This is a genomic window from Rhodococcus sp. K11/5, from assembly GCF_055193735.1.
Genome location: NZ_CM143721.1, coordinates 3,604,310 through 3,614,529, shown reverse-complemented (window position 1 = coordinate 3,614,529; position 10,220 = coordinate 3,604,310). Strand labels below are relative to the sequence as shown.

General features: G+C 66.2%; 15 protein-coding genes. 13 read left to right on the top strand and 2 right to left on the bottom strand.

The annotated features are described in order from the left end of the window. Nucleotides 1-106 precede the first annotated feature (106 nt). Nucleotides 107-1,147, top strand: a complete 1,041-nt coding sequence (locus tag ACY466_RS17080) for an alpha/beta hydrolase (RefSeq protein WP_463252335.1) — start codon at nt 107-109, stop codon at nt 1,145-1,147. Nucleotides 1,148-1,175: 28 nt separating this feature from the next. On the opposite strand, the gene ACY466_RS17075 is transcribed toward ACY466_RS17080, so the two are convergent. Next, the gene (locus tag ACY466_RS17075) at nt 1,176-1,667 is read right to left on the bottom strand and encodes a hotdog fold domain-containing protein (protein WP_463246834.1); all 492 of its coding nucleotides are present in this window, start codon (nt 1,665-1,667) and stop codon (nt 1,176-1,178) included. Nucleotides 1,668-2,082: 415 nt separating this feature from the next. Between ACY466_RS17075 and rpsJ the strand changes: the two genes are divergently transcribed. From rpsJ to ACY466_RS17015, 12 genes are all read left to right on the top strand, one after another. Further along, the gene (rpsJ, locus tag ACY466_RS17070; RefSeq protein ID WP_003938093.1) at nt 2,083-2,388 is read left to right on the top strand and encodes a 30S ribosomal protein S10; all 306 of its coding nucleotides are present in this window, start codon (nt 2,083-2,085) and stop codon (nt 2,386-2,388) included. 14 nt (nt 2,389-2,402) lie between these two features. Then, a complete protein-coding gene (gene rplC / locus ACY466_RS17065; protein WP_463246832.1) occupies nt 2,403-3,068 on the top strand; it encodes a 50S ribosomal protein L3 in 666 nt (221 codons plus the stop codon). Then, a complete protein-coding gene (gene rplD, locus ACY466_RS17060) occupies nt 3,065-3,757 on the top strand; it encodes a 50S ribosomal protein L4 (RefSeq protein ID WP_463246830.1) in 693 nt (230 codons plus the stop codon). The genes rplC and rplD overlap by 4 nt, the downstream gene beginning before the upstream one ends. Next, nucleotides 3,754-4,059, top strand: a complete 306-nt coding sequence (gene rplW / locus ACY466_RS17055; RefSeq protein ID WP_463246829.1) for a 50S ribosomal protein L23 — start codon at nt 3,754-3,756, stop codon at nt 4,057-4,059. The genes rplD and rplW overlap by 4 nt, the downstream gene beginning before the upstream one ends. 47 nt (nt 4,060-4,106) lie before the next feature. After that, nucleotides 4,107-4,943: a 50S ribosomal protein L2 gene (gene rplB, locus ACY466_RS17050; RefSeq protein ID WP_463246827.1), complete on the top strand. Its 837-nt coding sequence runs from the start codon at nt 4,107-4,109 to the stop codon at nt 4,941-4,943. Nucleotides 4,944-4,961: 18 nt separating this feature from the next. Next, complete coding sequence (rpsS, locus tag ACY466_RS17045) at nt 4,962-5,243, top strand: 30S ribosomal protein S19 (RefSeq protein ID WP_463246825.1); 282 nt, start codon at nt 4,962-4,964, stop codon at nt 5,241-5,243. Then, entirely contained in the window at nt 5,240-5,644 is a 405-nt protein-coding gene (gene rplV / locus ACY466_RS17040) for a 50S ribosomal protein L22 (RefSeq protein ID WP_463246824.1), read from the top strand. Before rpsS ends, rplV begins: the two co-directional genes overlap by 4 nt. Beyond that, the gene (gene rpsC / locus ACY466_RS17035; protein WP_463246822.1) at nt 5,644-6,447 is read left to right on the top strand and encodes a 30S ribosomal protein S3; all 804 of its coding nucleotides are present in this window, start codon (nt 5,644-5,646) and stop codon (nt 6,445-6,447) included. Before rplV ends, rpsC begins: the two co-directional genes overlap by 1 nt. 3 nt (nt 6,448-6,450) lie before the next feature. Further along, on the top strand, nt 6,451-6,867 hold the full coding sequence (gene rplP, locus ACY466_RS17030) for a 50S ribosomal protein L16 (protein WP_463246820.1): 417 nt from the start codon (nt 6,451-6,453) through the stop codon (nt 6,865-6,867). Next, a complete protein-coding gene (gene rpmC / locus ACY466_RS17025) occupies nt 6,867-7,112 on the top strand; it encodes a 50S ribosomal protein L29 (RefSeq protein ID WP_463246819.1) in 246 nt (81 codons plus the stop codon). Before rplP ends, rpmC begins: the two co-directional genes overlap by 1 nt. Beyond that, nucleotides 7,109-7,408, top strand: coding sequence for a 30S ribosomal protein S17 (rpsQ, locus tag ACY466_RS17020; RefSeq protein WP_463246817.1), 300 nt, complete (start codon nt 7,109-7,111; stop codon nt 7,406-7,408). Before rpmC ends, rpsQ begins: the two co-directional genes overlap by 4 nt. Nucleotides 7,409-7,475: 67 nt before the next feature. Then, a complete protein-coding gene (locus ACY466_RS17015; protein ID WP_463246816.1) occupies nt 7,476-8,450 on the top strand; it encodes an FAD-binding oxidoreductase in 975 nt (324 codons plus the stop codon). Nucleotides 8,451-8,553: 103 nt separating this feature from the next. Here ACY466_RS17015 and ACY466_RS17010 read toward each other — a convergent pair whose 3' ends face one another. Next, nucleotides 8,554-10,098 (bottom strand): alanine/glycine:cation symporter family protein, encoded by a 1,545-nt coding sequence (locus ACY466_RS17010; RefSeq protein WP_463246814.1) that lies wholly within the window; start codon nt 10,096-10,098, stop codon nt 8,554-8,556. Nucleotides 10,099-10,220 lie beyond the last annotated feature (122 nt).

Genomic DNA, 10,220 nt, shown 5'->3' with positions numbered 1-10,220 from the left:
CCCGACAGAAGGACGCAGGACACACGTGAACGAAGCACCTCGCACACACGGCCGGACGCCCCGCGCTCTCGTGCGTACGCCGTCGATTCTTCTCGCTGCCACCACGGTGACCGCAGCTCTCGTCTTCGGATCCGGCGTCGCGGCTGCCGACGGCCTCCCGGACGCACCCGCCGCATCCGCACCCGTGTCGGGCGCCGTCACCTCCAGCGCACCCGCGTCGGGCGTCGTCACCGCCGACGGCACCCGCATCGAGTCGGTCACCGCCGTCGGTGGCAACCGGTACGACGTCACCGTGTACTCGCCGTCCATGGATCGGGTCATCGACCTGCAGGTCCTGCGTCCGGCGGACACCTCGGCGCCGCGCCCCACCCTGTACCTGCTCAACGGCGCCAGCGGCGGCGAGGATCCGAGCAGCAATTGGCCGGACCAGGCCGACATCGAACAGTTTTTCGCGGACAAGAACGTCAATGTCATCGTGCCCAAGGGCGGCGCGTTCAGTTACTACACCGATTGGCGCCAGGACGACCCCGAGCTCGGGCGCAACAAGTGGGAGACGTTCCTGACGAAGGAACTGCCGCCCGTCGTCGACGCCTCGTTCGGCACCAGCGGCCGTCAGGCCATCGCCGGTATCTCGATGTCCGGCAGTGCCGTGCTGATGCTGGCCGCGAACTCGCCGGGGCTGTACTCCTCGGTGGCGTCGTACAGCGGGTGCGCCCGGACGTCCGACCCGGTGGGGCAGTTCTACGTGAACTCCGTCGTCGAGGCCCGCGGCGGCGGCGACACCGTGAACATGTGGGGCGAGGCCGACGATCCCCTCTGGGCCGAGAACGACGCGTTCCTGCAGGCCGAGAAGCTTCGCGGCACCCCGATCTACGTGACCACCGGATCCGGACTGCCGGGGCGCGACGACAACCTGGCCAGCCCGCGTCTCGAGGGCTCGCCCGTCGCACTGGCCAACCGCGTGATCGTGGGCGGTCTCATCGAGGCCGCCACCGCCGAGTGCACCCGCCAGCTCGCGGGACGACTCGCCGAACTGCAGATTCCGGCGACGTTCGATTTCCGTCCGGACGGCACCCACTCGTGGGAGTACTGGCAGCAGGATCTCAAGGACAGCTGGGCGATCCTGGGCCCGTCGATCGGCGCCTGAGTCTCGCGAGGTCGGCGGCTGCGGGAGGTCAGCGGTCCCGCGGCGTCACCCACACGGTGATGTCCGCGTGGACCACCTCGCGACCGTCGCGATCTCGGATGGACACCGGCACCGTCAACTCCCGCCCCTCGGTGACCTCCGCCCACACGGGGAGGTCGTCGAGGCGGGCTGTCGCCGTCATGCGCGTCGTGCCCGGTCGGAGGTACTGCACCGTCATGCCCTTCGGGATCCACCGGTGCGAGGTGGGCACCGTCGCCTCCGCGAGCATGCCCATCGCCACCTCGGCGAGATTGCACGACGCGATGGCGTGGAACGTTCCGAGGTGGTTGCGCACGCCCCACCACTTCGGGGCCGTCACGACGCAGTGCCCGGGTGCGAGTTCGGTGACGCGGGGCAGCACCGACGCGAAGTAGGGCACCCGGGCACACATGCCCAGCGAGAACGCGACCGAGCCGACGACGTTGTCGGGGAGCTTGCGCCACATCGAGTAGGTGGCGGTGGGGGCGGAGCCGGGATTCATGGTCGGGGACCTTACTCGACGGTAGGGTCGCCGGCTTCGCGTACGGATTTGAACTCGAGTGCTCCCGTGGGTCATACTGTTCGGGTTGCCTTGACCGAGGTGAGTGTCGCCGTGCGTTCGCGCGTGGCCACGACTCTCGGTGGAGGTGGAGCACGAAGAACGTAGCAACACCGCGCCGGCACCGTTGGCGCATCCGGAATCTGCTGTTCGGGCGAGCGACACACCCGACCGCGTGGACCGGAGAACCATGACAGATGAACAGCGGCAACGGATGACCCTGGCCACGCCTGTGCGTGCAGCGAGACTCTGCCACGTTCTTCTTCATGGTTGCTACCGAAACATCGAGACCGGATCCGCGGATCCACCGAGACCCTCGGAATCACCGAGAACTACGGGCAAGGAAGAGGACATAAGCGTGGCGGGACAAAAGATCCGCATCAGGCTCAAGGCCTACGACCACGAAGCGATCGACGCCTCAGCGCGCAAGATCGTCGAGACCGTGACCCGTACCGGGGCACGCGTGGTCGGACCTGTGCCGTTGCCCACCGAGAAGAACGTGTACTGCGTCATCCGTTCGCCGCACAAGTACAAGGATTCTCGCGAGCACTTCGAGATGCGCACGCACAAGCGACTCATCGACATTCTCGACCCGACCCCGAAGACGGTCGACGCGCTCATGCGCATCGACCTGCCGGCCAGTGTCGACGTCAACATTCAGTGAGCGCGGGGACAACCATGACTGACAACATCAAGCGTCCGGCCAAGGGAATTCTGGGCACCAAGCTCGGAATGACCCAGGTCTTCGACGAGAACAATCGCGTCGTCCCGGTCACCGTCGTCAAGGCGGACCCGAACGTCGTGACCGCAATCCGCACCGAAGAGCGCGACGGCTACAGCGCCGTGCAGGTCGCCTTCGGCGCGATCGATCCGCGCAAGGTGAACAAGCCGGTCTCCGGTCAGTTCACCAAGGCCGGAGTCACCCCTCGCCGTCACCTCGCGGAGCTGCGCATCGCCGATGCGTCGAGCTACGAGGTCGGCCAGGAGCTCACCGCTGCCGAGTTCGAGGACGGCGCCTTCGTCGACGTCACGGGCGTCAGCAAGGGCAAGGGATTCGCCGGAACGATGAAGCGTCACGGCTTCGCCGGTCAGGGTGCGAGCCACGGTGCACAGGCTGTCCACCGCCGCCCCGGTTCCATCGGTGGCTGCGCGACCCCCGGCCGTGTCTTCAAGGGCATGCGCATGTCGGGTCGGATGGGTAGCGATCGCATCACGACGCAGAACCTCTCGGTCCACAAGGTGGACGCCGAGAACGGCCTGCTGCTGATCAAGGGAGCGATCCCGGGCCGCAAGGGCGGCGTCGTGATCGTCAAGAGTGCAGTGAAGGGTGGTGCGCGAGCATGACCAGTGTCGAGAAGAAGTCCGACGTCAAGCTGACGCTCGACGTGAAGGAAGCCGGCGGTAAGACCAACGGCACCGTCGATCTCCCCGCCGAGATCTTCGACCGCACCGCGAACATCGCGCTGATGCACCAGGTCGTCGTCGCGCAGCTCGCTGCCGCACGCCAGGGCACGCATTCGACGAAGACGCGTGGCGAGGTCCGCGGCGGTGGCAAGAAGCCGTACCGCCAGAAGGGCACCGGCCGCGCCCGTCAGGGCTCGACCCGCGCACCGCAGTTCGTCGGCGGTGGCACCGTCCACGGCCCGCAGCCGCGCGACTACAGCCAGCGGACCCCCAAGAAGATGAAGGCCGCAGCCCTGCGCGGAGCCCTCTCCGACCGGGCCCGCAGCGAGCGCATCCACGTGATCACCGAACTCGTCGCCGGACAGGTTCCCTCCACCAAGGGCGCCCGCACGTTCCTCGCCGAGCTCACCGATCGCAAGAAGGTCCTGCTGGTCATCGGCCGCGCCGACCTGGCTGCATGGAAGTCCGTGCAGAACCTGGACGGCATCCACCCGATCGCGCCGGATCAGCTCAACACGTACGACGTTCTGGAAGCCGACGACGTGATCTTCAGCGTCGAGGCCCTGAACAGCTTCATCGCCGGGCCGGCGAACACGGCAGCAGTGGAATCCCAGGAGGACGCCAAGTGAGCACCATCGCCGATCCCCGCGACATCCTGCTGGCGCCGGTCATCTCGGAGAAGTCGTACGGACTGATCGAGGAGGGGACCTACACGTTCATCGTGCACCCCGACTCCAACAAGACGCAGATCAAGATCGCCGTCGAGAAGATCTTCGGTGTGACCGTGACCAGCGTCAACACGATGAACCGACAGGGCAAGCGCAAGCGGACCCGATTCGGCTACGGCACGCGTAAGAGCACCAAGCGCGCGCTCGTGACCCTCTCGGCCGACAGCAAGCCGATCGAGATCTTCGGAGGCCCGGTCGCGTAAGCGGCCGGCGCACCGAGGACCCTCGAGGATCAAGGGACGAGACAAACATGGCAATTCGTAAGTACAAGCCGACCACTCCTGGTCGTCGTGGCGCGAGTGTCTCCGATTTCGCGGAGATCACGCGTTCGACGCCCGAGAAGTCGCTCATCCGCCCGCTGCACGGCCATGGTGGCCGCAACGCCCACGGCCGCATCACCACCCGTCACAAGGGTGGCGGCCACAAGCGCGCCTACCGGTTGATCGATTTCCGTCGTAACGACAAGGACGGCGTGCCGGCCAAGGTCGCTCACATCGAGTACGACCCCAACCGCACCGCCAACATCGCACTGCTGCACTTCGCAGACGGCGAGAAGCGCTACATCATCGCGCCCAAGGGCATCTCGCAGGGTTCGCCCATCGAGACCGGTCCGACGGCCGACATCAAGCCGGGCAACAACCTGCCGCTTCGCAACATCCCGACGGGTACCACCATTCACGCGGTGGAGCTTCGTCCCGGTGGTGGCGCCAAGATGGTGCGCTCCGCCGGTGCGGGTGCGCAGTTGCTCGGTAAGGAAGGCCCCTACGCCACGCTGCGTATGCCGTCCGGCGAGATCCGTCGCGTCGACGTGCGCTGCCGCGCCACCGTCGGCGAGGTCGGCAACGCCGAGCAGTCCAACATCAACTGGGGCAAGGCCGGCCGTATGCGCTGGAAGGGCAAGCGCCCGACCGTCCGTGGTGTCGTCATGAACCCGGTCGACCACCCGCACGGTGGTGGTGAGGGCAAGACCTCCGGTGGTCGCCACCCGGTCAGCCCCTGGGGACAGCCGGAAGGCCGTACCCGCAAGAACAAGCCGAGCGATCAGCTCATCGTTCGCCGTCGCCGCACCGGCAAGAACAAGCGCTAGCCAAGGAGGGAGTACAGGATGCCACGCAGCCTCAAGAAAGGCCCGTTCGTCGACGACCACCTCCTTGCGAAGGTGGATGTTCAGAACGAAAAGGGCACCAAGCAGGTCATCAAGACCTGGTCACGACGCTCCACCATCACCCCTGACTTCATCGGTCACACCTTCGCCGTCCACGACGGTCGCAAGCACGTGCCGGTGTTCGTCTCGGACGCGATGGTCGGACACAAGCTCGGTGAGTTCGCGCCGACGAGGACCTTCAAGGGTCACATCAAGGACGACCGGAAGGCGAAGAGGCGATGACCAACTACACCGAAACCGCCAACCCGATCGCTCGGGCCACGGCCAAGCACGTTCGCGTGACGCCGATGAAGGCTCGACGCGTCGTGGATCTGGTCCGCGGTCGTAGCGTCGAGGACGCACTCAACATCCTCAAGTTCGCACCGCAGGCCGCCAGCGAGCCCGTGGCCAAGGTCGTGGCCAGTGCCGCAGCCAACGCCGAGAACAACCTGAACCTCGACCCCAGCACGTTGATCGTTGCTGCTGCCTACGTCGACGAGGGTGCAACCCTCAAGCGTTTCCAGCCGCGTGCACAGGGTCGCGCGTTCCGCATTCGCAAGCGCACGTCTCACATCACGGTCATCGTGGAGAGCATCCCCAAGTCGGGCGGCTCTGCACGTGGTCGCCGGAAGGGAGCTCAGTAGTGGGCCAGAAGATCAACCCGCACGGCTTCCGCCTCGGCATCACGACCGACTGGAAGTCCCGCTGGTACGCAGACAAGCAGTACGCGGAGTACGTCAAGGAAGACGTCTCCATCCGCAAGCTCCTCGCCACGGGCATGGAGCGGGCCGGCATCGCCAAGGTGGAGATCGAGCGCACGCGTGACCGCGTTCGCGTCGACATCCACACCGCGCGTCCCGGCATCGTCATCGGTCGCCGCGGCGCCGAGGCGGACCGCATCCGTTCCGAGCTCGAGAAGCTGACCGGCAAGCAGGTTCAGCTCAACATCCTCGAGGTGAAGAACGCCGAGTCCGAGGCTCAGCTCGTCGCCCAGGGTGTCGCCGAGCAGCTCTCGAACCGTGTTGCCTTCCGTCGGGCCATGCGTAAGGCCATTCAGTCGGCCATGCGTCAGCCCAACGTCAAGGGCATCCGCGTTCAGTGCTCCGGTCGCCTCGGCGGCGCGGAGATGAGCCGGTCCGAGTTCTACCGCGAAGGTCGCGTTCCGCTGCACACGCTGCGTGCGGACATCGACTACGGCCTCTACGAGGCGAAGACCACCTTCGGTCGCATCGGCGTGAAGGTCTGGATCTACAAGGGCGACATCGTCGGCGGCAAGCACGAAGCCGTCGCCGCTGCAGCACCGGCCGGCGATCGCCCCCGTCGTGAGCGTCCGTCCCGGCCGCGTCGCAGCGGTGCCTCGGGCACCACGGCGACCAGCACCGAGGCCGGCCGCGCCGCGACCGCAACCGCTGATGCACCCGCTACGACCGAGCAGAAGGAGGGCTGACGCATGTTGATCCCCCGTCGGGTCAAGCACCGCAAGCAGCACCACCCCAAGCGTTCGGGTGCCGCCAAGGGCGGAACTCAGGTGACCTTCGGTGACTACGGCATCCAGGCTCTCGAGCCCGCCTACATCACCAACCGTCAGATCGAGTCGGCCCGTATCGCGATCACTCGCCACATCAAGCGTGGCGGCAAGGTCTGGATCAACATCTACCCGGACCGCCCGCTCACCAAGAAGCCTGCCGAGACCCGCATGGGTTCCGGTAAGGGTTCGCCGGAGTGGTGGGTTGCGAACGTCAAGCCCGGTCGCGTGCTCTTCGAGCTCAGCTACCCGGACGAGCAGATCGCTCGTGAAGCCCTGACGCGCGCGATTCACAAGCTGCCGATCAAGGCACGCATCATCACGAGGGAGGTTCAGTTCTGATGGCTACCGGTACCCCGGCTGCCGAGCTCCGTGAGCTCGGCGACGAAGAACTGATCGACCGCCTTCGTGAGTCGAAGGAGGAGCTGTTCAACCTCCGCTTCCAGATGGCCACCGGCCAGCTGGACAACAACCGTCGACTGCGTGTGGTCCGCCACGAGATCGCACGCATCTACACCGTGATGCGCGAGCGTGAGCTCGGGCTCGCTGCCGGACCGGCCGAGGACACGGCAGGTGACGCAGCATGAGCGAGGACACTGTGAACAGCACCGCTTCAGATTCCCCAGACCAGGCACGCAACAGCCGCAAGGTTCGTATCGGCTACGTCGTCTCCGACAAGATGGAGAAGACGATCGTCGTCGAGCTCGAGGACCGTGTGAAGCACGCCCTCTACGGCAAGATCATCCGTCGCACCACCAAGGTGAAGGCCCACGACGAGAACGGAGTCGCCGGCGTCGGTGACCGCGTTCAGCTCATGGAGACCCGGCCCCTGTCCGCCACGAAGCACTGGCGACTGGTCGAGGTCCTGGAGAAGGCCAAGTAATACCTGATCACACACGGCCCCGCACTCGAATCCGAGTGCGGGGCCGTTGTGCGTCCGGGCTCTGTGAGTGCCCCCTCGGATTCCGCGTACGGAATGTGCGGTTGCACGCGAAATATCGCGTGCGGATGGCAATGTCGGTCGCGAAATCGGTGGTGGAGGCACAAAGTCCTCGTGGATCCGGGCATGCGATGCCGTCACGCCGTCCATCGCGGCGGCCTGGGACGAGGTGTACTGGCTGTTCGCCACACAGCTGATCGCCACCGAAGCGCGGATGTACGCGGCGGCGGACATCGATCCGCACGATGCGTTGCGGCTCTACCGCGTCGTGAAGCGGGTGCAGGAAAGTGCCGGAACCGTGTCGCTGGTACTCGAGACGGTCGACGGGGCGCCGCTTCCGATGATCGAGCCGGGCCAGTACGTCTCCGTGTTCGTCGATCTCGCCGACGACACGCGCCAGCCGCGGCAGTACAGCGTCTCGTCGCTCGTGTCGACGACCCGGCTGCAGATCACCGTCGCCGCGGTACGGACGGGGCCTCCCGGACAGGTGTCGACGCATCTGCAAGAAGTCGTCGCCGTCGGCGATGTTCTGGAGGTGAGTACCCCTGCCGGTGACTTCACGATCCCCGAGGGCGACGGCCCGATCGTGCTGGCGACGGCCGGCGCCGGGATCACGACCGCATTGCCGCTCGTGGAACATCTGTCCCGTACACACCCCGCGCGTCCGCTGATCCTGGCGCATGCGGATCGGACTCGGTCCGACCACGCTCTGCGCGCATCGGTGGCCGATGCGGCCGCCGGGCTCGATCACGTCACGTCGCACTCCTGGTACGAGGAACTCGACGACAACGACTCGACGTCGTCGCGACGCCTCATGGACTTCGATCGGCTGGAGATGAGCGCGCAGACGCATGTGCTCGGGTGCGGGCCGCTGCCGTTCCTGCGCGCCCTTCGTGCCGCCGCCCTGGTGCACGGTGTTCCCGCCGAGCAGATCTCGTACGAGGTGTTCGGGCCGGACCTCTGGTCGCCGCAGCTCGCGTCCTGAGGGCGCCCCCTCGGATTCCGCGTACGAAACTGCCACCCGCTCACGAAATATCGCGTGCGGATGGCAGTTTCGGTCGCAGAATCGGGGGAGGGGAGCGGGGAGGTTACTTCTTCAGCGACGTGGTCCCGGCCGGATCCGTGGAGTTCCGCCGCATCGCCATGTACTCGCTGAGTTCCCTGCGCACCACCGGGAGCAGGATGTAGAGCCCGATGATGTTCACGACGGCCAGCGCGAACAGGGCCGCGTCGGCGAAGTCGAGGACCGATCCGAGCGAGAGCACCGTACCGATGACGGTGAAGACGCAGAAGATGATGTTGAAGGAATGGCGCGAGACGGCGCTGCGGCCGAAGAGCGACTGCCACGCCTGCGATCCGTAGTAGGCCCAGGTGATGGCGGTGGACAGGGCGAACAGGGCCACGGCCACGGTGAGGACGTACGGGAACCACGGCAGCACGGTGGCGAACGCGTCGGACGTGAGGGTCACGCCGCCCGCGGGAAGCTCACCGGTCTCGGCGACCACCTGGCGCTGATCCTGCCAGGTCTGCGTGTTGGCGATGACGATGGTGAGGGCGGTCGCGGTGCAGATGATGACCGTGTCGATGAAGGGCTCGAGCATGGCCACGAATCCCTCGGTGACCGGGTGGCGCGTCTTGACCGCGGAGTGCGCGATGGCGGCCGAACCGAGGCCGGCCTCGTTGGAGAACGCGGCGCGCTGGATACCGATGATCATGACGCCGAGGATGCCGCCGGTGACTCCGGTCGGAGTGAACGCGCCCTCGAAGATGGCGACGAACGCGCCGGGAACCTGGTCGTAGTTCACGCCGATGACGATCGCGCAGGCCACGATGTAGATGATCGCCATGGAGGGCACGAGCTTCGCGGTGACCGACGAGATGGACTTCATGCCGCCGATGATCACGAGGCCGATGACGATGGCGACGACGAGGCCGAAGCCGAACTTGGCGGCGTCGGAGCCGAGGAAGCCGTCGTCGCCGCCCGTGACGTCACGCACCTGGGCGTAGGTCTGGTTGGCCTGGAACATGTTTCCGCCGGAGACACCGAAGAAGATGATGATGACGGCGTAGACGACGGCCATGCCCTTGCCCAGGCGGGGAAGGCCGCGCTCGGCGAGACCCTTCGTCAGGTACTTCATGGGCCCGCCGGAGACGGTGCCGTCCTCGTGCACGTCGCGGTACTTCACGCCCAGCGTGCACTCGACGAACTTCGTCGCCATCCCGAGGAAACCGGCGAGGATCATCCACAGCGTGGCGCCGGGGCCACCGAGCGTGACGGCGACGGCGACGCCGGCGATGTTGCCGAGACCGACGGTGCCGGACACGGCGGCCGTGAGCGCTCGGAAGTGGCTCACCTCGCCGGGGGCGGTGGGATCGTCGTGCTTACCGCGCACCAGTTCGAGGGAATGCTTGATCCCGCGAACCTGCAGCAGCTTGAACGTGACGGTGAAGATGATGGCTGCTGCGAGCAGCCACAGCACCACGAGCGGTACCGACGCGCCACCGATGTTCACGGAGTAGAAGACGACGCTCGTGACAGCGGTGGTGATCGGATCGAAGGTGCTGTTGATCGCGTTCTCGATGGACGACAGGGTGCCGCCGTCGGCGGCCAACGTCCAGGTCTCGGGGGTCATGGTTACACCCAAGACCTATTGCCGGATTTTTGCACGGTCAACGAGAAGATTCGCTGGTCGATTTACCGAATGTTGACGAAATTCCCGTTGACGAAGCGCCTGTTGGCGGCACCCTGTCGAAC

What these genes read in the sequence shown, in the direction of transcription:
- ACY466_RS17075 (WP_463246834.1), bottom strand. Translation starts at nt 1,667, where the DNA reads ATGAATCCCGGCTCCGCCCCCACCGCCACCTACTCGATGTGGCGCAAG.
- rplC (WP_463246832.1), top strand. Translation starts at nt 2,403, where the DNA reads ATGACTGACAACATCAAGCGTCCGGCCAAGGGAATTCTGGGCACCAAG.
- rplD (WP_463246830.1), top strand. Translation starts at nt 3,065, where the DNA reads ATGACCAGTGTCGAGAAGAAGTCCGACGTCAAGCTGACGCTCGACGTG.
- rplB (WP_463246827.1), top strand. Translation starts at nt 4,107, where the DNA reads ATGGCAATTCGTAAGTACAAGCCGACCACTCCTGGTCGTCGTGGCGCG.
- rpsS (WP_463246825.1), top strand. Translation starts at nt 4,962, where the DNA reads ATGCCACGCAGCCTCAAGAAAGGCCCGTTCGTCGACGACCACCTCCTT.
- rplV (WP_463246824.1), top strand. Translation starts at nt 5,240, where the DNA reads ATGACCAACTACACCGAAACCGCCAACCCGATCGCTCGGGCCACGGCC.
- rplP (WP_463246820.1), top strand. Translation starts at nt 6,451, where the DNA reads ATGTTGATCCCCCGTCGGGTCAAGCACCGCAAGCAGCACCACCCCAAG.
- rpmC (WP_463246819.1), top strand. Translation starts at nt 6,867, where the DNA reads ATGGCTACCGGTACCCCGGCTGCCGAGCTCCGTGAGCTCGGCGACGAA.
- rpsQ (WP_463246817.1), top strand. Translation starts at nt 7,109, where the DNA reads ATGAGCGAGGACACTGTGAACAGCACCGCTTCAGATTCCCCAGACCAG.
- ACY466_RS17010 (WP_463246814.1), bottom strand. Translation starts at nt 10,098, where the DNA reads ATGACCCCCGAGACCTGGACGTTGGCCGCCGACGGCGGCACCCTGTCG.